The 22,853-nt window shown below is 37.4% G+C and carries 19 protein-coding genes; 16 read left to right on the top strand and 3 right to left on the bottom strand.

Features of this window, described 5'->3' with window-relative positions:
• Positions 1 to 14 precede the first annotated feature (14 nt).
• The 10 genes from ACFVSW_RS10470 (at position 15) to ACFVSW_RS10515 (ending at position 13,766) form a co-directional block, all read left to right on the top strand.
• On the top strand, positions 15 to 1,670 hold the full coding sequence (locus ACFVSW_RS10470; RefSeq protein ID WP_387315477.1) for a type 2 periplasmic-binding domain-containing protein: 1,656 nt from the start codon (positions 15 to 17) through the stop codon (positions 1,668 to 1,670).
• Positions 1,671 to 1,750: 80 nt separating this feature from the next.
• A complete protein-coding gene (locus tag ACFVSW_RS10475) occupies positions 1,751 to 2,326 on the top strand; it encodes a hypothetical protein (RefSeq protein ID WP_387315479.1) in 576 nt (191 codons plus the stop codon).
• Positions 2,327 to 2,485: 159 nt separating this feature from the next.
• Positions 2,486 to 4,051 carry a DUF4091 domain-containing protein gene (locus ACFVSW_RS10480; RefSeq protein ID WP_387315481.1) on the top strand — a complete coding sequence of 522 codons (1,566 nt, stop codon included), beginning with the start codon at positions 2,486 to 2,488 and terminating at the stop codon, positions 4,049 to 4,051.
• A 26-nt stretch (positions 4,052 to 4,077) separates the two neighbouring features.
• The gene (locus tag ACFVSW_RS10485; RefSeq protein WP_387315484.1) at positions 4,078 to 5,709 is read left to right on the top strand and encodes a DUF4091 domain-containing protein; all 1,632 of its coding nucleotides are present in this window, start codon (positions 4,078 to 4,080) and stop codon (positions 5,707 to 5,709) included.
• A 40-nt stretch (positions 5,710 to 5,749) separates the two neighbouring features.
• A complete protein-coding gene (locus ACFVSW_RS10490; RefSeq protein ID WP_387315487.1) occupies positions 5,750 to 7,207 on the top strand; it encodes a serine hydrolase domain-containing protein in 1,458 nt (485 codons plus the stop codon).
• Between the two features lie 286 nt (positions 7,208 to 7,493).
• Entirely contained in the window at positions 7,494 to 8,432 is a 939-nt protein-coding gene (locus ACFVSW_RS10495; protein ID WP_387315489.1) for an ROK family protein, read from the top strand.
• Between the two features lie 29 nt (positions 8,433 to 8,461).
• On the top strand, positions 8,462 to 10,204 hold the full coding sequence (locus ACFVSW_RS10500; protein WP_387315491.1) for a DUF5107 domain-containing protein: 1,743 nt from the start codon (positions 8,462 to 8,464) through the stop codon (positions 10,202 to 10,204).
• Between the two features lie 89 nt (positions 10,205 to 10,293).
• Positions 10,294 to 11,103 carry an alpha/beta hydrolase gene (locus tag ACFVSW_RS10505; protein ID WP_387315493.1) on the top strand — a complete coding sequence of 270 codons (810 nt, stop codon included), beginning with the start codon at positions 10,294 to 10,296 and terminating at the stop codon, positions 11,101 to 11,103.
• 40 nt (positions 11,104 to 11,143) lie between these two features.
• Positions 11,144 to 12,484, top strand: a complete 1,341-nt coding sequence (locus tag ACFVSW_RS10510; protein WP_387315495.1) for a glycoside hydrolase family 30 protein — start codon at positions 11,144 to 11,146, stop codon at positions 12,482 to 12,484.
• A gap of 46 nt (positions 12,485 to 12,530) precedes the next feature.
• Entirely contained in the window at positions 12,531 to 13,766 is a 1,236-nt protein-coding gene (locus ACFVSW_RS10515) for a metallophosphoesterase family protein (RefSeq protein ID WP_387315497.1), read from the top strand.
• A 126-nt stretch (positions 13,767 to 13,892) separates the two neighbouring features.
• Here the strand turns inward: ACFVSW_RS10515 and ACFVSW_RS10520 are convergent, their stop codons facing one another.
• Positions 13,893 to 14,210 carry a hypothetical protein gene (locus tag ACFVSW_RS10520; RefSeq protein WP_387315499.1) on the bottom strand — a complete coding sequence of 106 codons (318 nt, stop codon included), beginning with the start codon at positions 14,208 to 14,210 and terminating at the stop codon, positions 13,893 to 13,895.
• A 304-nt stretch (positions 14,211 to 14,514) separates the two neighbouring features.
• Here ACFVSW_RS10520 and ACFVSW_RS10525 point away from each other — a divergent pair, with 304 nt between their 5' ends.
• On the top strand, positions 14,515 to 14,682 hold the full coding sequence (locus ACFVSW_RS10525; protein WP_387315501.1) for a hypothetical protein: 168 nt from the start codon (positions 14,515 to 14,517) through the stop codon (positions 14,680 to 14,682).
• Positions 14,683 to 14,708: 26 nt separating this feature from the next.
• Here ACFVSW_RS10525 and ACFVSW_RS10530 read toward each other — a convergent pair whose 3' ends face one another.
• On the bottom strand, positions 14,709 to 15,422 hold the full coding sequence (locus ACFVSW_RS10530) for a response regulator (RefSeq protein WP_387315503.1): 714 nt from the start codon (positions 15,420 to 15,422) through the stop codon (positions 14,709 to 14,711).
• Entirely contained in the window at positions 15,415 to 17,025 is a 1,611-nt protein-coding gene (dcuS, locus tag ACFVSW_RS10535; protein WP_387315505.1) for a DcuS/MalK family sensor histidine kinase, read from the bottom strand. Before dcuS ends, ACFVSW_RS10530 begins: the two co-directional genes overlap by 8 nt.
• A 245-nt stretch (positions 17,026 to 17,270) precedes the next feature.
• On the opposite strand from dcuS, the gene ACFVSW_RS10540 reads away from it, so the two are divergent.
• The 5 genes from ACFVSW_RS10540 (at position 17,271) to ACFVSW_RS10560 (ending at position 22,712) form a co-directional block, all read left to right on the top strand.
• Positions 17,271 to 18,521, top strand: a complete 1,251-nt coding sequence (locus tag ACFVSW_RS10540) for a dicarboxylate/amino acid:cation symporter (RefSeq protein WP_387315506.1) — start codon at positions 17,271 to 17,273, stop codon at positions 18,519 to 18,521.
• 353 nt (positions 18,522 to 18,874) lie between these two features.
• On the top strand, positions 18,875 to 19,114 hold the full coding sequence (locus ACFVSW_RS10545) for a DnaD domain protein (protein ID WP_387315585.1): 240 nt from the start codon (positions 18,875 to 18,877) through the stop codon (positions 19,112 to 19,114).
• 309 nt (positions 19,115 to 19,423) lie between these two features.
• A complete protein-coding gene (locus ACFVSW_RS10550; protein WP_387315507.1) occupies positions 19,424 to 20,179 on the top strand; it encodes a class I SAM-dependent methyltransferase in 756 nt (251 codons plus the stop codon).
• 43 nt (positions 20,180 to 20,222) lie between these two features.
• A complete protein-coding gene (locus tag ACFVSW_RS10555; RefSeq protein WP_387315509.1) occupies positions 20,223 to 20,771 on the top strand; it encodes a GNAT family N-acetyltransferase in 549 nt (182 codons plus the stop codon).
• 1,053 nt (positions 20,772 to 21,824) lie between these two features.
• Complete coding sequence (locus tag ACFVSW_RS10560) at positions 21,825 to 22,712, top strand: amidohydrolase family protein (RefSeq protein WP_387315511.1); 888 nt, start codon at positions 21,825 to 21,827, stop codon at positions 22,710 to 22,712.
• Positions 22,713 to 22,853 lie beyond the last annotated feature (141 nt).

Consider the following 22,853-nt stretch of genomic DNA (forward strand, 5'->3'; position numbering starts at 1 on the left):
AGGGGATATAATTTATGATAATGTCGAAAGTATTGAAAAAAACTGCAATTGCTATTACAGGACTGGCTTTAGTAACGAGCTTGGCAGGTTGTACAAGTTCTACAAGTTCTACTTCTGGTAAGGATGATGCTGCAAAGTACAAATTGCCAAAAGCAAAAATCACAGTGGATGCTAATACGCCAAGTTGGCAGAAAGATAAAAGTAAAGCATCACTTAACTGGTTTTTCGGATGGGACTGGTTTGCTCCTGGTCAATTGGATACTCCAGTTGAAAAATACATTAGTGAAGATACAGGTGTTACTATCACATACAAAAGCGGTGGAGATGATAAGCTGAATTCACTTATTGCTTCAGGTACGCTACCTGATATTATCACTGTTGATGGTGGAAGTCCATTGGTCAAAGATTTAGATAAGATTGCTATTCCTTTAGATATATTAGCTAAGAAATATGACCCCTACTTTTTGGAACATGCTGCTGATCCATCGATTGTAAAATTCTATTCAGCAGCAGATGGTCACCTTTATAAATATCCTAACTTTGCTTACACAAAGGCTGACTATCAAGCAAAAGATGGTCTTTATGGTAACGGAGCGTTTGTTGTTCGAAAAGACTTGTATGAAAAAATTGGTTCACCTGACATGAGCACGCCTCAAGGTTTCTTAGCCGCTCTAGAAGCTGTAAAGAAATTAAATGAAAAAGATGGCAACGGAAAAGCTGTAATTCCTTTCGGGATCGGCACAATTGGCAGTGATTCCGTTGGAACTGACGCATGGTTAGCAGACTTCCTTGGTATACCTAATGTAAAAAATGGTAAACTTTATGACCGTTTCAATGATCCAGAGTTTATTAAATGGATGAAAGTGTTGTCACAAGCAAACCGTGAAGGACTTTTAGATCCAGATGCAACGACTCAAACTGATGCTGCACCGAAGATATCTAACGGAACATATTTTGCTTATGCAAGTGCAAACCTAAATGGTGATTCATACCTATTCCCAGCTTGGGCAAGTTCCAATCCTTCTGCAGCTTATGAAGCTATTGATGGACCAAGTTCTAAGGATGGATCCCAGTCTGTTGCTTTAAGTGGTGGATCAATTACAGGATGGACACGTACATATATTTCGAAAACTAGTAAAAATCCTGAGAAAGCTATGCAGCTGATTACCTACCTTGTAAGTGAAGAAGGACAAGCTACTAACTACTTTGGTAGAGAGGGTACTGACTATACTATGGTTAACGGTAAGGCCGTATATAACCAAGCTATTCAAGATATTAAAAACAATCACCCAGATCAGATGGATGCTAAATACGGTTTTGGTAAAAACTTTGCTCTAGAAAACGGATCTTACCTTTCTAAACTAGCTGGTATCGATCAATATCCTACTGCGAACCAACAAATTTATGACTGGACTGTACCATACTTATCAGATACGCAGAGTGTTACAACAGATATGGATGCCAACTTAACACCTAAAGATTCTCGCAATAAACAAAAGATTAATACAAATTGGGCTCAAACTTTTGTAAAAATCCTTAAGGCTAAATCTGATGCTGAGGTAGATCAGGAGTTTGCTTCATTCAAACAATTCAGAGATGCTAATGGCTATGCTGATATCGTGAAGGCACGTAACGAAATTATTGCTAAAAACGTTAAAAAACTTAATTAATTAAAGATTATTAATCTATAAATAACTCAGAAGTCAGTCTTCCTGAGACTGGCTTCTGATTCAGTTTGAGGTAATTAGAAATGATAAGCTTAGAAAGTAAACTTTACAATTATTTAACGGCGATTTCACAGTTGATAGTATTAAATATTTTATTCTTACTTGTTTCTATTCCTCTAGTATCTTTGCCTATTTCGATTTTAGGAATGAATCGATGTGTAGTAAATATGATTGAAGATAGAAAACTATTTGCAGGATTGAAATTTAATAAAAAAATATGGATTAGACTAATAATTCTCCTTTTCATTGGCCTATTCTCGATGGCAACAATTGGGTCATTAGCTATGTCTGGCCAAGTGTTCCCGAATTATATCATCATTTCATTGATTGTCTCATTTAATTTGATTTCATATGTAATGATAATTTTTTATAGCGATGGATTATTCGTTCTTTTAAGAACTTCGTTTATATATTCAGTGGTTTATTTTCCGAAAACGATCCTTCCGATTTTTATTATTTTATTTGCAGTGACAAAGTTCGTCCCTTTTTATCAATTTGTAATTGTTACCTTGTTGCCTGCAGTGTTTTTCTATATGTTCATCAGAATTAATTACAAGACACTTGTGGACATCAAAGGATTGCACAAATTGTCCCAGTAGGTCTTTCAAAGCAAATGTTTAGGATAAATTTGTCACTTTTTCAAGGGTGGGTCATGATGAAAATCTGACTCACCTTTTTCTAAATTAATCGATTTTCAGCTCAACTCGAATAAATAAACTCGGGTTTCCTCCAAGTGAATGAATGGGAGTGACATGTGAATGAAGTATCAGATCATCAATCAAAATGAATGGCTGTATCCAGATAGCATTGTTGCGGAGTGTGGTGACAAAGAGATTAGGATCAATACAGCAAAAGGTGCTTATGTTTCAACTCAGATTTTATTAAATCATTTGGAAGTGGGTACAAAATATCACTGGGATTGCCTAACTCCAAAAGGTGTTTCTGTTGAAGTTTATCAACAAGTCGATATCCTATGTGAAAAAAATACAGGACCAATTTGTTTTTGTGTAAATGAGGAGGCAGGTGAGTCTGCAGATGGATATATAACTCGAAAGGCTCCTTTCAGAGTAAATGATGCGCTGCGACCGCTTGCTAATAATGAGTTCGAGGTAACCGCTCAGACGGAAGCCTTGTATTTGGCTTTCTTTGTGGACGAAAGTGCACTTACGGAAGAATTTACTTTTTCTTTTGACCTTCAAACGGGTGGATCTATGGTCTCAATTCGTGTTTCATTAAAGATTTTCAATGTAACCATTCCAAAAGAAAAAAATCTATATATTTCCAACTGGTACAGAGCAGACAATATTGCAACTCAGCACAACCTGGAAATGTGGTCTGAAGAACATTGGGAAATGATTGATAAGTATGCCGACCTCATGGCAAGGACAAGACAAACTCACTTTTGGATTCCAAATGAAATTAGGGAGATTTCTAGACGAGGAGATGGAACTTATGAATTTAGGTTTGATCGCACAAAGCGCTTAATTGAATTGTTTCTTTCAAAAGGTTTCACTCATATTGAAGGAAATCTGATTTATGCGCGGGCTGATTTCTGGGATTCTACTTTCATTGTAAATATCTTGGGGGAAACTGTTCCTGCAAAATCACCAGAGGCATACGAATTTGTTAGTCAATACTTAAAAGCTTGGAAAGCATTCCTGGAAAAGAACAATTGGTTGCACATGCTCCATCAACACGTTGGCGACGAGCCGATTGAAGCTTGCAAAGATGAGTACCGCATTCTTTCTAGTATTGTGCGTAAACATTTACCTGGAGTACCTCTGATGGAAGCTGTCGAAACTTACGATTTGGACGGGGCAGTTGATATTTGGATTCCGAAGAATAACTATTTCAAAGAAAATAGAGATAAGTTTGAGAGAATCAGAAACAATGGTGAAGAACTTTGGTTCTACACGTGTTGTTACCCAGGAGGATATTATTTAAATCGTCTTTGGGATATGCCGCTTATCCGTACAAGATTATTGCACTGGGGGAATTATCGTTATGATTTGAAAGGTTACTTGCATTGGGGTTTCAACTGGTGTGATGCACCAGACCCATTTAATCATAAAGACATTTTCTTCCCACCAGGAGACACACACATTTCTTATCCCGCAGGAAAAGAAGTATGGGGCAGCATGAGAATTGAAGCAATGCGGGCTGGAGTACAAGATTACGAATTGTTTCACATGCTTGCTAAAAGGAATAAAGAACTTGCTGATGAGTTATGCAAAAGTTGCTTAGAAGAGTTCGATAAGCCAAATGAGGATATTGTTCATTTTGAAGAAATTCGCGAGAGAATCTTATTGGCAATTGAAAATTAAGTCTTGCTATAAAGGTAGGTATGCAAATGAAGTTTGAAACAAGATTAATCAGCCCGCTTGAAAAAGTTTTTCCAGATGAGGAGCTAAAGGCAGATAGTTACAATAGTTCTTCCGCCTTAATTGGAGAGTACGTTTCTTTCCAACTTGCTGTAAAAGCAGACGATTTAAAATTTAACGTAACGATCGATATTGAATCAGAAATTAAAAATCGCATTGAAATTGGAAGCATAGGACTTGTTCCTTCTATCATGCCAAACTACAAGGATCATGATGGATATCTGTTACGCACAAAGCCAGGCCTTTATCCTGATCCAATCCTTCCAGGAAATAAGTTTTCTCCAGTACATGAGCAATGGAATAGTTTCTGGATTTATGTGAATACAAAGGACTTACAATCGGGTAAGTATGAGATTAAGTTCAATGTAGTCCATGAAGACAAAATCGAAGCATTTGAAGTTTTTGCATTAAATTTATTAGACGTCAAGATGGCTAATCATGGGTTAAAGAGAACAGAATGGTTCTATTTAGACTGTATTGCTGATCATCACCATGTTGAAATGCTATCAGATGAGCACTTCGAAATTATTGGGAATTATATCGATAATTATGTAGAACATGAAATCAACATGATTTTGACACCTCTCTTTTCACCTGCGTTAGAAATGTTCGTAGATGGAGATCGACCAACCGTTCAATTAGTAGGAATTGAAAAGATGGATGGAGAATATTCGTTTGATTTCACTTTATTGGACCGTTTTATGACGATGTGTTTGGATAAAGGTATTAAGTATTTTGAAATGACACACTTGTTCTCACAATGGGGTGCAGAGTATGCACCTAAGATCTATGCGTATGTGGACGGGACAGAAACAAAGATTTTTGGATGGCACACGCGTGCGGATTCCGAAGAGTATAAAACTTTCTTGAATGTGTTCTTAAAAGCTTTACAGGTTTTCCTTCAAGAAAAAGGTTGGGAAGAATTATGTCACTTTCACATTTCGGATGAGCCAAATTTAAGTAATATTGAGCACTATAGTGTGGCGCGAAATATCATTAAGGACCTTGGATTTAATGCACCAGTATTTGACGCGCTATCTGAATTTGAATTTTATAAAAGGGGTTTGGTGGATGTCCCTGTAGCTTCTACGGACCATATTGCTACATTTATTGAACATAAAGTAGAAGATTTATGGGCGTACTACTGTTGTTGTGAATATAGAGAAGGGCTATCCAATCGCTTCATGAATATGCCAGGGTTGCGCACACGTGTGATTGGTCTTCAGTTGTACAAGGCTGGTGTAAAAGGGTTCTTACACTGGGGCTATAACCACTGGTATGGGCATAAGTGTCTGAACATGGAGATTAATCCGTATACGAATACTGACGCTGATCGTGGTTTCCCTTCAGGTGATGCATTCCTCGTTTACCCGGGTAAACAAGGGCCAGTTAGTTCAATTCGCTTGAAGCAGTTGCAGCTAGCTTTTCAAGACGTAGCAGCTTGCGTTACGTTAGAGAAGAAAATTGGCAGAGATGCAGTTGTTGCAATGATTGATTTGGTGATGCCAATTGATTTTAAAAATTACCCGCATGAAGACAATTGGTTCTTATCACTAAGAGAAAAAATAAATAAAGAGATTGAACGAGTTTATCAAGCTTAGATCTAAAAACCAACCAATATGAATGTAAGGAAATGAGGAAATGAACGTACCGAGGACTTTATTAAGATCTACACCTGAAGAACAAGGGGTTTCTTCAAATGCAATTTCCCAATTTTTAGGTACTATCAATAAGGAAAATCTGGAACTGCATAGTTTGATGATTTTGCGACATGGTCATGTCATCGCTGAGGGATGGTGGCAGCCTTATCAAAGTGAACATGAACATATGCTATTTTCCTTGACAAAGAGCTTTACCTCAATTGGGGTCGGATTTGCCATAGCTGAAGGTCTTTTATCCTTAGAAGATACCCTTGCATCCTTTTTCCCAGAAATAGTGGTTAAGCAACACAATCAATTTAGAGCCATCCGAATCCGTGATCTGCTAACATTAAGTGTCGGTCATGAAAAGGCAACAATGGGCTGGGATTTACAACAAATTGAAGGAAGCTGGGTAGAGCATTTTTTAAACATTCCACTGGATCATGAGCCAGGGACCCGTTTTATTTACAATACAAGTGCCAGCCATATGCTTTCTGCCATCATACAAAAGGTTTCAGGTTTATCCTTAATGGAATATTTGACACCGAGACTGTTCGAACCATTAGGTATTTCCGTGCCCTTGTGGCAATCATCACCTGAAGGCCATAATACGGGGGGACACGGTATGAGCCTGAAAACAGAGGATATTGCGAAGTTTGGCCAATTTTTATTACAGCAGGGTTTTTGGGAGGGGAGACAGCTGTTGCCGAAAAATTGGATTAAGGATGCATCCTCAATACAAATTACAAATGGAGATGATGAAAATGATGACTGGCAACAGGGATATGGTTTTCAATTTTGGCTTTGTCGATATGGTGCTTTTCGAGCCGATGGAGCATTTGGCCAATTCTGTATAATCCTTCCTGAACAAGATGCCGTTGTCATAATCACCAGTGGAACTAATGACGGTGATGCAGTTTTGAACCTTATTTGGGAGTATTTATTGCCTGCAATGATGGAAGGCCCACTTCCGGTTGATGATAAAGCCAATGCAATGTTAAATAATCAATTGAATCAATTAATGATTGATACACCAAAGTGGATAAAAGCATCTTCACTTGCTGAAAGTGTAACCAATAATGTATATAAAATGAATGCAGACAAGAGTGGGATTAGAGAGGTTTCCTTTCATTTCAAAACCGATTCATGTACTATTTATTTGAAGGATGATAACAGGGAACATCATATAACATGTGGGTTTCAGGATTGGATAGAGAATAAAACCATGTTGTTTGACAATGTTCTTCATTGTCTGTATCAACCGGACACAGTAAACGTCCTAGCAAGAGCGGGTTGGAGGAATCGAAACGTTTTCGAAATGATGTGGTGTTTCGTAAATACAGCCTTTATTGATACAGTAGTTTGTAATTTTATTGGTCAAGAAATTCAACTAATACGAGTAATTAATACGAACCAAGATGAAACACGTATGATCATGACCGGAATAAAGGTTGAATGAAAATACTCAAGAGAATATATAGTTTGATCATTGCCCATTTACATTGACTATTAATCTAGATGGAATATATAATATAATATGAAAAGGTACATTTGTACCTATTTATTTTTTTTAATTATTTAACTTAATTAATTAATTGTGTTATTTTTGTGAAGCTATCATATTTGAATATCCAAATGATAAATTACTAGCTCAAGAATTACATGGTTATAATCACATCGATTTTTATAAAGATTCAGTCAGCAGCAAAATTCTTGAATAAATGAAAAGTTTGGGGAGTTATAAAATGGAAGATAAGGTTATAGGAGTTGATATTGGAGGTACAAATATTCGAGTTGGCTTAATCAGCAGCGATTTTCAGCTGCTTAAAAAAGAAACAGCCATGACATCGGATTATCAATCTGCGAAGGAATTTTTTGAGCATATCAGATTGATGATTGAAAGAATTGACATTCATAAAGAAGCAAAGAAAATTGGCATTGCCTTACCTGTACCGTGGAAAGATGGAATGGAAAAATTTCAGGACGCCACTAATATTCCATTTTTAGAGAATGCTAGTGTTAGTGAGATTAAAGTTAATTTTCCGGGTTATGAGCTTTATTTTGAAAATGATGTAAATGCCATTGCGCTCCTTGAATCGCACCATGGTGCCTCTAAAAATTCTAAACATTCTATGTATATCACTGTAAGTACTGGAATTGGCAGCGGAATAATTTTAAACAATTCTATTTACCGGGGTACGAATGGCTATGCAGGGGAAATAGGAAGTATGATTATTTCCGACATTAATAAAAATCATTTTTTACGTTATTACGGCACACTGGAGTCGTTATGCAGCGGAATTGCGTTAGAAGAAGAAAGTATTAAGCTTTATGGAAATGGCGCAACAGCCAAATATTTATTTGAACAGTATCATCATGGTGACGAGAGTGCGTATGAGGTTGTTGAGGCATGGATAAATTATTTTTCAAGTGCTTTGGCATCCCTTATGCAAACAATAGACCCGGAAGTATTTGTATTGGGTGGGGCCGTCATTTATCACAACCAATGGTTAATTGATAAATTAATAGAACCAACAAAAAATAAGGTTTTTGCTCAGCTAAAAGATAAGGTCAAAATTGAGATAGCTAAATTTGGACCTGATGTAGGAATAATTGGTGCAAGCTACATAGCTTCTTCAAGAGATCAAAAAGATAGGAATGTATCAGCCTGCGGTCGGCAATAATTTAGAAACGGCAAAAAGGGGATGAGCGGATGTTAAGATTAAAGGAATATTCAGAGGATTTGCTATTTCACCCCAGTCAATCAATGGGACCAATCCCTCCAATTTGTGACCCTGATGGAATTTATCCATATGAGAGTTTTGTCGAAACATTCGAGAGGCCAGCTTTTAAGTCTTTTAAAATGGTAAGTATTGAAAATGAGATATTAAAAGTGGTCATTTGCCCTGATTTGGGCGGGAAGGTTTTTTCCATTTGTTTCAAAAGGGAAAACAAGGAAGTCTTATATAACAGCGGTAGTGTTAAACCTGTTCGTATTTTACCAAGAATGGCTTTTTTAAGCGGAGGGATCGAGGTTAGTTTTCCAATCTCGCATTCTCCTGTGCAAATTGAACCTGTACATTATGAGGTCAAAAAAGTCGATAATCGTCTATATGTATGGTGTGGAGAACAAGAAGTCAGAAATGGCCTTAATTGGACGGTAGAATTTTCGTTAGGTGATAAGGATGAGTTTCTTACGCAGCGAACGGTCCTGCTTAATCCTACCAATCGAACATGTTCTTGGATGGCTTGGTCAAATGCTGCAGTGCCCGCTAGCGAGGATTCACAGCTGCATTTTCCCTCTGGAGAAGTATTGGTTCATGGTAAAGATTTGGAAATAATGTCTTGGGATGATAAAAGCCCTCATATCGCAAAAGATTTTTCGACCATGACTGGCCTTTTTTGGAACAGTTCAAATTACCATTCATTTGGAGTGTATACTCCAAGTAAAAAGGTTGGTCTCTATCATACGGGGGATAAAACGGAAGTTCCGGGGATCAAGTTATGGACGTACGGTATTGGTGAAGATGAAAAATGGGCCCATCAAACAGCTTTGGCGAAAGAGTCCTATATCGAAATACAGTCAGGTCCGATTAAAGATCAATCCATTACTAACGAGTTGGGGCCAGGTGAAAAAAGGATTTACCATGATTTTTGGATTCCTAGTTTAGAACCAAAAAATATAAAAGATATTAAATTACCAATAATTAATCTTGTCTCAGTGGAGGAAATTCCTATATTCGGCTTTGTTAAGCAAAGGAAATCTATTATTCCATGGGATATACTTCAAGAGGCGTTTAAAAGCAATGACCCTACACTGATCCCAATCCCTCCCAATCCTCTAGAGAATATTTGGCCTCCATCGGGAATGAAGAATTTGGATTTGTGTTTACGTTGGGCAATGGACCAAAAAAGCGGCGCGGATAAAGAGAGATGGCAATATTATCTTGGTGTTTTATATGCGGCATATGAGGATTACGACAATGCTCTACAAATACTTCAAGGTACTTCTTTAGATATGGCATATGTAGTAAGTGCAAGAATCTGTTCCAGAATAATGAATAATCCTGAAAAGGCACTAAATGTAATCAATCGAATTTCCTCTCCTGCCATTATGCTGCATCCACAAATTGTGGAGGAACGGGATTTAATTCTTTCCAGTTTTGGCGAAACAAGCTTAGAAGAAAGAGGACAATGGTTAGATATGGTAAGTGCCTTAAAGGATGATAGATTGATTGAAAGACGAATTGCTTATCATCTTGATATGAAGGATGTTACAAGTGCAAAACAATTGTTCAATGAAGCAAAATTCTCTCTTGTGCATCAACGTTATACTCGAACTGAATTGTGGAAGAAGCTGCAAAAAATGCTTGGTGTTACAGATATAAATGAAATTCAGGCAGAATTAGGGGAAGATGAACTTGCCGCCTTTGGGAAATATAGAGTCAATCATTAGTAGAATTAATACGACAGTGCGTATGAAAAGGGGGTGCGTTTCTCCTAGAGTGTTGTAACTTCAAGTAATTCCAAGGAGGAGAAGGGAAAATGATTCATGAAATCATTGATATTGTAACAGAGCAATCTGAGGCAAAACTGTATACGTACATATTGAATAACTCTCCAGAAATCGATAGTGATCGAAAACGTCCAATGATCATTATATGTCCTGGAGGCGGCTACGAATTTACTTCCGATCGGGAAGCTGAGCCCATTGCAATAAAAATGAATGCAATGGGGTTTCACGCATGTGTTTTAAGGTATAGTGTTCGTCCCGCTGTCTTCCCGACAGCGCTGCAGGAGCTGTCAATGGCAGTTGTGCAAATCAGAAGAAATGCCAAGCAGTGGAATATCGATGTCAATAAGGTGATTATAGCCGGTTTTTCTGCAGGTGGCCACTTGGCGGCTAGCTTGGGTGTTTTCTGGAATAGAAGCTTTTTATCTGAGCGTTTGGGGATTTCAAATGATGAAATAAAGCCAAATGGAATTCTGTTGAGTTATCCGGTTATTTCTTCTAGGGCCTCTGCCCACCAAGGTTCTTTTATTAATTTGTTAGGGGAAAACTATGACAAGCTAATACATGATGTCTCACTGGAAAAACAGGTTTCTAAAGACACCCCTCCAACCTTTCTATGGCACACCTTTGCAGACAATATTGTTCCAGTAGAAAATAGCTTTATGTTTGCAGATGCACTGCTAAAAAATCGAATACCTTTGGAAATGCACATTTATCCTAAGGGTGCACATGGGTTGTCATTGGGAAAAGAAGAGACGAAGGGTAAAGATAATGAATCCACCCTGCAACCAGAAGTCGGAAATTGGATTGAAATGGCAGGAACGTGGATAAGAGGGCTTTAAAATAGAGAGGTAAATAGAAAAATAGACGAGGAGATTTAATATGAAAGATCTTATTATTTATCAATCAAATGGAGAACAAGAATTATTTGTTAAAAAAGGGATTCATCAAGTTAAAGCAAGTAATACAACAGCTGACAGTATTATTGTAACAATTGATGAAACAGAAACATATCAAGAAATTGACGGTTTTGGAGCTTCTTTTACAGATTCTTCGGCCTATTTAATCAATCAAGTTTTGGACAAGGAACAAAGAACCGAATTGATGGAAACGCTTTTTTCTCGTGACAAGGGAATTGGTCTTTCTGTTTTGCGAAACCCGATGGGTGCATCTGATTATGCCCGAGAAATATATAGCTATAATGATATCGACGCCGGGGAAACGGATTTTCAACTTGAACAATTTACAATTGAGCATGATTTAGAGGATATTATTCCTTTATTAAAGGAAGCAGTTGCGTTGAATCCTGATATAAAGCTGATGGCCTCTCCCTGGAGCCCTCCTGCATGGATGAAAACAAGCGGGTCCATGAAAGGCGGAGAGCTAAAAGAAGAATGTTACCAAGTTTACGCGGCCTATTTTGTGAAATATATCCAGGCATATAAAGAGCATGGTCTTTCTATTTATGCAATTACTCCACAAAATGAACCGCTTTATGTACCGGATCACTATCCTGGTTCGTTTATGCCGGCAGAACGGCAAGTTGAATTTATTAAGAACTATTTAAAACCGAACTTCTTAAAATTTGGGCTGAACACGAAAATCCTCTGCTATGACCATAACTGGGATCGCCCCGATTATCCACTCCATGTGTTAGATCATGCAGGTGATGGGGTTGATGGTGTTGCTTGGCATTGGTATGGGGGAGAGCCGGCAGCACAACATCAAGTCCAAATGGCTTTCCCAAATAAAGAAGTTCATTTTACTGAAGGGTCTGGAGGAGAATGGATTCCAGCTTTTGAACCCGCGTTTTCCAATGTGTTAAGAACTGGTATTGAAATTCTGCGAAACGATTCCAAATCCTTTGTATTATGGAATATGGCATTAGACGAAGAGAATGGACCGTTTGTACCTGGTTTTGGGGAAAGTACGTGCCGGGGAATTGTTAAAATCGAACAGAAAACAAACGCATTAACCTACACATTGGATTATTATGCTTTAGCTCATTTCAGTAAATTTGTTCAACCAAAAGCAGTTCGAATTGCTACTACTAGCGATGAAGTAATACGTTCAGTGGCTTTTAAAAATCCCGATGGTTCAATCGTAACCATATTATTTAATGATAGTGATGAAATGAAAACGGTTCAATTAATCCAGCAAGGTAATGAGATATTGCATTGCAATTTGGCCGCCAAAGCCGCGATGACGATACTGAAAAAATAATTATTAGTTATCGGTCAGTAATATTCAATCAATTAGGAGAAAATCAATGAGCATGGATCGTTCTCATAATAAACCTAAATTAATTTTTCCAGTAATAAGCGATGTCCATATTAAATTAGATGATAATTTTAACCTAGAAAAATTTATCCATACGTTAGAACAAATAAATCGAGTAGCACCAAAACAAGATGCTTTTGTTGTTGTAGGGGATTTAACTGAATCTGGAGAAATAGCAGAGTATGATAAATTTATGGCTGCTTACAAAACTAGAAAACAAGCAAAAGCAGTATCATTGATGGCAATCGGGAATCATGATTATTGGAATGGATTATCGGGAGAGGATGCACAAAATCGTTTTTTGGAGAAAACAGGTATGTCATCAATTTATTATCACAAGGTCATTAATGACTATCACTTTATCATTCTAGGAACTGAAGACGGAATAACAGAAGGAACGTTTTCTTCCAAACAACTTGAATGGTTAGGCGAACAGCTAAGAAAGGCAAATGCAGATGATCCAAAAAAACCGATTTTCGTGTTTCACCATCAACCGATGATCAACACCATTTACGGTAGCGAATGGGGTTTTTCTGAGAATAGAGATCTTTTCTACAATACGATGAAAGAATTTCCTCAAGTCATCGCTTTTTCTGGCCATACACACTATCCTTTAGATGATCCAAGGATTATCCATCAGAAGGATTTTACATCAGTAGGAACTTCATCGGGTGCTTATTTATACCTTGAAAACGGAAGAATTCAAAGTGAAGTACCTGAAGGGGCTCATTTCCTGAATCAAGCTTTAATAGTAGAGGCTTATGACAGCAAGGTATTGATTCATCGCCGTGATATTCAGAAGAATGATTTTATAGGGGAACCATTTATAATCAACTACCCTGTAAAAAAACAGGAATTCAATTATGCAGAACCCCGGGTTAAAAAGGCACCGTTCTTTGAACCGGGTTCTGTGGTTTCTATTGTTAATGAAAAAACAACTTCGAGCTGCTTCACTATCATGGTTACTCAAGCAATAGACAGCCTCCTTGTCCATGACTATAAGGTAGTAATAAAAAGAGCAGAAACAGGGGAAACAGCAAATCAATCTCTTGCCTTCTCAGAATTCTACAAAAATCCAGTACCAAATCCATTAATATTGCAAATTGATGGATTGCAGCCTGATACATTATACAAGATTGAAGTAAGTGCACTAGATTCATACGGTAATTTAAGCTCAAACTCTCTAAATGTGTTGGGTAGAACTAAAACCTTAGATATTTTTTAAAAAGACGAAATTTATGTTAGCCCTGTCCTATTTTTAGGATGGGGTCATTTGTAGTACAAAAAAGGATAGATAGAGCATGTTTTACTCTGCTCATCTATGCTTTTTTATTTACCCCAGCTTGAAAGATTATTTCTTTTTGACTTTTACTAATCCTTTCCCAAAATTACCTTTTTCAAAATAGCATATGACTTCATCATCGACTTGTATATTATCATCCGAATCGATGTTTTTACTAGAAAAAATGATCCCTGTCCCGTCATTCCTTTTTCCGTAGTACCGATTGCCTTCAATTTTGCTAATTTTATATTCTACTGTAGTGTATTCAGCGGAATCGTTGATTTTCGTACTTGGATTGTTAACAGGAGCAACTGTATGGGTTCTATGTAAAACTAATGCTATTAAAACTAAGGAGAGCACCCCAAGGATGATCACTCTTTTGAACATGCTACTCTACCTCCCTCTATGTATTGTAAGAGATGGAAGCGGAAAGTAAATCCTACTATTTTCCTTTAGTCTTTATACCTATTGTTCCTTTTTTGCGGAAAACCAAAGATCCCAAAGTACAAACCTAAGTATGGACGCACGACATTTTCTTGGTTTCTCATGCCTTTTTGCCCATTAAAAAAATAGCAGGCGGGACTCTGGAATCATTTTTGTCAGAATCTTCGGGAAATTTATTCTTTTAGAAGGAATTTCCAATATATTTGAAGAATTCTTTCGATTAATAAATTCTAGGAGGTGCTGTTTTTTGTCGTTTTTGCGAAAAAAATCAAAGAGAGAATGGTTTGCTGTACTTTTGTCACTATTCATCCTGTTTTCCACGTTTGCGCCCCAGGCAGCACAGGCAGAAGCAAAGACATCCTCTTTTTCCAAAGATGAGCTTCAGTTGGAAAAGAAGCGGGAGCAGGGGGTCTGACCCTTTTTTGCTTTTTTGGCAGCGATTTAAAGAAATCTATTCACTTGCTCCTGCTTGTCCGCCTTCAAAGTATACAAATTAACGGGTCTACCAATCCCATATGTCAATGTTTCTTCGAGGACGCCAAGATTGGTCAAGAATTTCAAATATTTTCGTACCGACACTCTTGATATAAGAGTGGCCTCTGAGATATCATCGGTTGAAAACGGGCTGTTTCCTTTTGACTTGATGACATTGATGACTGACTGCAGGGTACTGCTAGTTAAACCTTTAGGCAAATTATAAATGGATTCTTCGGCTGGTTTTTGATCCGTGCTAAGGATCTGTTCATCTAAATCTTCCTGCCTTAATAATTCGGTATTGGCGAAAAAGTCGTATTTAACCTTGTACCGCATCAATGCCTGATAAAACCTGTTAAACTCAAACGGTTTGATTAAATAGTCGACAGCCCCATATCTTAGGGCAGTTTGAATTTTTTCTTTGTCTGCTGCGGCTGTAATCAGGATAACATCGGTTTTCCTGTTTTGCTGTCTAATAAACTTTAGCAATTCGAGCCCAGTAGCACCTGGCATATAAACATCAAGTAGAATAAGATCAACCTGTGTATTTTTAAGATAATCCTTGGCATCCTTTACGGTATGGACGATTGCGGCTAGACTGAAACCTTTCACTTCTTGGAGGAAGCGCTTATTAAATTCAGCAACCATTGGATCATCTTCGACAATAAGGACCTTAATCATTTTCCCACCTCTTCGCTTCATAAGGAATTCTTATATGGAATTCAGTCCCAAGTAATAGTTTTGAATCAATCGTTATTTCTCCACCAAGGTTGTGAATGGCACTTACTGTTAAATAAAGACCATATCCCCGTTTTTCCCCTTTTGTTGAGAAACCTTTTTCAAAAATTCTCTTTTGCAACTCTTCAGAAATTCCAGGTCCGGAATCGAGAACTTCAATTGTTAGCCATTGATCGTCATATGTCATATTCAGTTCTAGGGTTTTTTCATGGCTATCAGCCATTGCCTCGATGGCATTATCAATCAAATTGCCAAGAATGGTAATTAGCTCATAAGTTGTCTTTAGGTTTGCTGGATTAGGAATAACATTTATACAATTGATTGTAAATTCAACATTTTCCTCCCTAGCATAAGAACATTTCCCCATGATAAATCCACCGACAACTGGGTCTTTGAAATGTTGAGTGATGTTTCCGTATTCTTGGTTTCGAAAGTCTACCAATGTATGAATAAAGTCTGTTAGTTCATCGTAAAATTTCATTTGGACCATGCCAAGGATTACGTGAAGGCGGTTCATAAACTCATGCGATTGGGAGCGAAGGGCTTCAGCATATGTTCTTACACCGGTTAACTGTTCAGCCAATTGGTTGACCTCGGTCTTGTCCCGAAAGGTTGAAATGGCACCGGCCACCTGACCATTTACTACAACCGGAACCCTATTGACGAGGATTGAAACACCATTAATTTTCTGTTCTACATCTAGTTCGGGTATTCCTGTTTGCATAACCTTATCCAATCTAGTCGAAGGCATATAATCATAAATTTTCATGCCTACTGGATTTTGAGAAAGTCCAGCCTTTTGAAAGATGAGTAATGCCGATTTATTTACCAAGGTGATGGTTGAACCGCGATCAACAGCAATTATTCCCTCACGGACAGACTGAAGCATGGCACTCCTTTCCACCAGATTCTTTGCGATTGCAAAGGGTTCAAGTCCAAGCAAGATCCTTTTAATATATCTTGCTAGTAAAATAGCACCGATGACCCCAATGGTTAAACCCAAAACTGTTACAATCAAAATGCTCCGATGGCTTCGGCCAAGCGACGTTTTTACATCTTTGAGAGAAATACCGACTGCAGCCACTCCAATTTGCTCTTTTGTCTCATTGTAAATGGGCATAAAGGCCCTTACTGATTCACCTAGAGTACCATGTGAGATGGAAACATACTCTTTTCCCATAAGTGCCGGCAATTCATCGCCGCCAACAAAATGCTTGCCGATTTCCTCCGGATTGGGATGTGATTTGCGAATTCCGTTCATATCCATTACCACAACAAATAAAACGTTTGTGGCGGCTAGAATATCCTTTGTATAATCTTGGATGGCCCCCGGGTTTTGGCCATTCTCTAATTTATCGATTACTATAGTAGATTTAGCAACTGTCCTCGCAACAATCTGTGCCTTCTCCTGATGACTGTTTCTAATATTTTTACTGACATTTTGACTAATTAAAATATCAGTGATTAGTAGCGACGCAAGGACTACTAAACAAACAAAGAAAATAATGACCGTACTTAATTTAAACTTGAATCGTCGATTGTACACAAAAAACCTCCGAATAAATACTAGCTTCAATTAGAATGAAAGGAAATTTTGCCCTTTCATCTACTATAAAATGAAATGGATGTAAAATAAAGAACTGTTTATTAAAGTATCTTTGCTTACTTTAATTACAAAACAATTTATAAAGTTATATTAACTATATTTACTTTTCACAAAATTGTAACATATTGATAAGTCAAAAAAATGAAACCGTTTTCAATAAAAAGTATCTAAAAGGGGGCAGGCGTATGAAAATTAGTTTTAAGAGTCTTACTACTCAAGTGATCCTTGGGATTATACTAGGGATTTTAGTTGGTTTTGTGTTTCCTGATATTGGATCACAGCTAAAGGTTATAGCTGATATATTTATTAAGTTGGTGAAAATGGTAATTGCTCCTATTATATTCCTTACCATCGTTATTGGGATTGCGGGAATGGGTGATTTAAAGAAAGTTGGCAAAATTGGCGGTAAGGCGTTACTATACTTTGAAATTGTCTCAACGATCGCTTTGGCGATCGGTATCATTGTTGCCAATGTCCTAAAACCAGGTAAAGGCATTGATGCAAAAGCAGGTACGGGTGATATCACCAAGTATACAAAGGCTGCTGAGGAAACAAGCCACGGATTCATGGATTTTATTCTTTCCATCATACCTGATAGCTTCCTAGGCGCATTCACGAATGGCCAGCTATTGCCAGTGCTGCTGCTTGCTGTATTGTTTGGAGTTTCATTGGCACACTTAGGCAAGAAGGGTAAACCAATCATTGAGTTTTTTGAGAAAGTTACTGAAGTTTTCTTCGGAATCGTTAATATCATTATGAGGGTTTCTCCATTTGCTGCTTTCGGTGCGATGGCCTATACAATTGGAGAGTTCGGTATTGGGTCACTTCTTTACCTCGGAAAACTGATGGGCTCTGTTTACCTTACAATGGCCATCTTTATTGTCCTAGTTCTTGGCGGAATTGCAAAAATGTTTGGTTTCAGCATCTTCAAATTTATTGCTTATATAAAAGAAGAAATCCTTCTTGTAATCGGTACATCATCTTCTGAGGCAGCACTTCCTAGTATGATGGAAAAGCTTGAGAAATATGGCTGCTCGAAACCAGTGGTGGGGCTGGTGCTGCCAACTGGATATTCCTTCAATTTGGACGGAACATCCATCTATCTCTCCATGGCGGCATTGTTTATTGCCCAGGCATATGGTGTGGACCTTAGCATTTGGCAGCAGATTACACTTCTTGGAGTTTTGATGCTGACTTCGAAAGGTGCTGCCGGGGTCACAGGGTCAGGCTTTATCACACTTGCCGCAACATTAACGGTATTCCCGTCGATCCCGGTAGCAGGAATGGCTCTAATCCTTGGTGTGGACCGCTTTATGTCAGAAGCGCGTGCAATCACAAATCTAATTGGCAATGGGGTTGCAACAGTTATCATTTCTAAGACTGAAGGGGAGTTTAAGCCTGACCAAGAGGTTATTGAGGAGAAACTTGGTGCCTAATTTAATTACAGTATGAAGCCTAGTCATTTCATAGTACTGGGCTTTAGTACGTTTTGTAGAGTTCTGAACTAGTTAGCATCACTTCTATTATTAAGAATGAACTTATTGAACTCGTTCAACCTGTCCTGCCCATCTGTTAACCTAACTTTGATTCCATAAGTATGGTGTACAGCTAGGGGACAAATAGCAGAAGAAGAAAAAGAACAACAACAACAAGAACCTTTTAATCCAAATATAGTGAAAAATCCAGATATCGATAATTCATTACAGAATAATCAAAATGATGTGAAAGAAATTGTTGAGTTTGGGACGCTTATGGATTTGGTTTTACAAACGTAAATGCGAAACAGCAGCTGCTATCATGGTTAGATGATTCTAGCTTTTTACAACCGAAAGAGTTGATTTTAACAGCCAAGAATATTGCGTGTGCCAATAACAAGCGAAAGCTGAACTATATTGTGGGGATTCTGAAAAACTGGGAAAATGAATCCTTACTGTCCGTTGAAGAAATTGATTCGTATTATGAGAAACAAAAGCCTGTAGGAAAGACTGAACAGATAACTGCCGGAAGAGATATTCCCAGATGGGTCTAGTAAGTTGAACTATTATTTATAAGTTTACTATATTTATTTTAGTACTTTTTTGCCAATCAGAGCGAAGGAATGAATGGAAATTTGCGATTAATATGGGAAGGATTCATCTTTATTACATTAATGAAGATAAATTAGAGGACATTATCTATTTAGATTACTTGTGTAAGTTGGAGCGGAAATCAATACTTCAACATCTACTTTTTCGAAAGCTCAGATGAAACAGAGAAATGAATAGAATTTCTTGAAGAAACATGTCATGATTTAAGTAAGCAATTCAAGTCAACAGATTCTTCAAGGGGAGAGACTTAGATGGAACATAAATACATAGAACTAAATTCGAAAACGATTGATAAGTGGGTGGAGGATGGTTGGTTATGGGGGCAGCCGATTAGTCATGAGATTTTTGAAAAAGCGATAAATCATGATTGGTTTGTCGTCCTAACTCCGACCAAGCCCGTACCAAAGGAATGGTTTGGCGAAATCAAAGGTGCCGAAATCCTTGGCTTAGCTTCTGGCGGTGGTCAGCAAATGCCGATCTTTTCGGCATTAGGGGCAAAGTGTACGGTATTGGATTATTCAGAAAAGCAATTGGAAAGTGAAAAAGAAGTGGCAAAACGAGAGAAATATGAGATCAACACAGTCAGGGCTGATATGACCAAGCCGTTACCATTCGAGGATGAATCGTTCGACTTGATTTTCCATCCTGTTTCCAATTGTTATGTGGAAGATGTTGTGCCGATATGGAAAGAATGTTACCGGGTATTGAAAAAAGGCGGAATCCTCTTGGCAGGATTAGATAACGGTTTTAATTATCTATTTGATGAAGAAGAAACAACGCTTACGAATCAACTGCCATTTAATCCATTGAAGGATCCCGAGCTATATGAAAAATCGCTAAAAAATGACTGGGGCATCCAGTTTTCACACACAATTGAGGAACAAATAGGGGGACAATTACAGGCAGGCTTCATCCTAACTGATATTTTCCAAGATACAAACGGTTCAGGTAAACTTCATGAATTCAATGTCCCCACTTTTTATGCAACCAGAGCTATTAAAAAGTAGCTAGAACGTTATCGGCATTAATCGTTTGGGGAGTGTAGAGAATATGAAGCAAAGTTTATTTCATTCATTGGAAGGTAAAAATATCTCCTTTAAGGAACTAAGCACAAATGATGCTGAAGAAATCCATAACTATGCATCAGATAAAGAAGTCTCACGTTTTATTGGCTGGAGTTTAATGAACAGTTTGGATGATACTAGAGAACACATTGAAACGATGGTAAACCGTGAGACAGCGGGGACCCATTTATATGCGTCCATTGTTCAAAAATCAACTCAAGAAATTATCGGGACAGCGATGATATTCAATTTTGATCATGAAGCAAACCAAGCAGAAATTGGCTATGTTTTTCATCGAGACCATTGGGGTAAAGGCTATGGTACGGAGTGTGTGGCTTTGATGAGTGATTTCGCATTTGAATCCCTTAACCTGCACAAACTCCATGCTAGTGTGGTGGATGCAAATGTTGGCTCTGCAAGGATCCTTGAAAAGAATGGCTATGCATTAGAAGGAGAATTAAGGGATCACTATTTTATTGAAGAAACCTATTTTAACGCTTTACTTTTCGGAAAAATTCAAACCAAAAAAGATTAATATTCAATAGATAAAAATTGTCTTACTTAGGACCTCCAAATGGAAGTCCTTTTATTATGCATTAATTTCAGCAATACTTTAAAGCAAAGCCTGATAATAAAACGTGCCAGATTTAATGATGGTTGAATACAATCTAGAATAACCGCCTCCCGATGTACAGTGAGAGGTGGTGATAACATCATGTTTTCTGTTACAGGAATGCAAGGATTCGAGTTGTTTTCAGTTGCCCATATAGCTGTGTTGATTGTATTCTTTGCTGCCTGTTGTGCTCTAGTGTATTTTAGCAAAAAACGTAAAAAACACCAGCAATTAAAGTTCGAAATGTTGTAAAAAAAGAAAAGAAGGGTGGACTCACCTTCCTAATATGACTTGATTATCGAGTTTTAACTACGCTGAATCGTAGAGGTTGAGAAGTTTTTGACCATCTTTTGAAGGTTCCGATGACCCTCTCTTAATTTAATAGTTTCATCGATAATTTTTTGGAATCCTTCCAAATCTCTATCGCTTGCATGTAATAAAGACTTCGGTAGACCTTCGACGATTTGTTGTAGGGTTAGTTCCATACTCAGGGATCATGACCACCTTTCAACTTACTCGTTTGACATCAGTTCCGTTTTCTTTACTATTTTGTAGCGGAATGATTTTTTCCTGCCTGCCCGGTATAAAAGTTATCTACATTAATCTCCATATTTTATAAAAAAAAGAAAAAAACCCCCTTTTTCGGACAAATTAACACGGTAAACCAAACGGTGATTCTCTTATTTGTAGAAAAATATTAAGTGAAGACACTTTTTATAAAGGTGAATTTTTCAATTTGATCCTGATAATTCTAGTACTTTCTTTAAGAATAGAGGTGGAAGGGTGGATTTTTTTACAAAAAACGGAATATGATAGAACAGTAAAAAGCTGGAATCAGATGATGAGTTTGTCAGAGCTAGAACAAAATTTAGTAAAAAGGCAGATCAACCGTAATCCTTTTCGAGGCTTCCATCCAACCATTCGGTGGTAAATAAGTAGTAAGGGAAAGGAGGGCGGCAAAATGAAAAAAGTGCAGTGGATAAGGGGAGGATTAAAATAATTGTTGATTGCCATTTTCATGTGGACGAAACAATGCTGACTCTAGAAAAAATGATAGAGGGTATGGATAAAAATTATGTAACAAAAACAGCGCTAATTGCCCCCATGAACGAAACAATGTTTGAAGTGGATAGCAATTTTCAACATAATTTACAACGCTTATTTCGTTTTCTAATTCTATATACACCTCAAATTGGATTCAAAATTTATGATGGTCTAGTAAAGGATGGCTATATGAAACTTTACGGCAATTCATACAAGATTTTTACTAAGCCGAGCAATGATATTGTTGCTGCTGCCATTGATCGATTTCCAGACCGGTTCCTGGGCTGGGCAGCAGTGAATCCAATGATCCCCGAATCAGTGGATGAAGTAGAATTATATCTAAATAAACCTGGTTTTATTGGAGTGAAAGCTCATCCGTTCATGCATGCATATAGTATTAAGGCTCTTAGTCCAGTTGCGGCTATGTGCGAATCAAATGGCATACCTATGATTATTCATCTATCTTCAGAACTAGACTCCTATAAATATTTACCTGAAAATTACCCTAAACTTAAATTAATTTACGCTCATGCCGGTATCCCCTTTTGGAAAAAACTATGGAAATACGTAAGAGATAAGCCAAATGTTTTTATAGACACTTCAAGTGATTATATTAATCCAGCTATAGTGAAGCAGGCAGTGGAATCTTTAGGATATCGTAAAATCCTTTATGGCTGTGACGGACCATATGGAATGAAAAAATTTAATAAATATGACTATTCGACTAAGAAAAATTGGATTGATACACTTCAAATTTCTGATAACCAAAAGGAATTTATCCTTGGAAAAAACTTCTTAGGATTAATCAAAATTCTATAAAAAGATTAGTTAAAAAATTGCCACAATAAAGAAGGAGCAGCCGAATTTGCCGTATTGGCCAATTTTCTTATTTTCATAGCCTTTTTGTATGTTTGTTTTCATTTACAAGCCTACTTTCTATTTAATATAAAAATGGGACTA

Origin of the sequence: Neobacillus sp. NPDC058068, from assembly GCF_042885335.1 — a bacterium.
GTDB lineage: Bacteria > Bacillota > Bacilli > Bacillales > Cytobacillaceae > Neobacillus.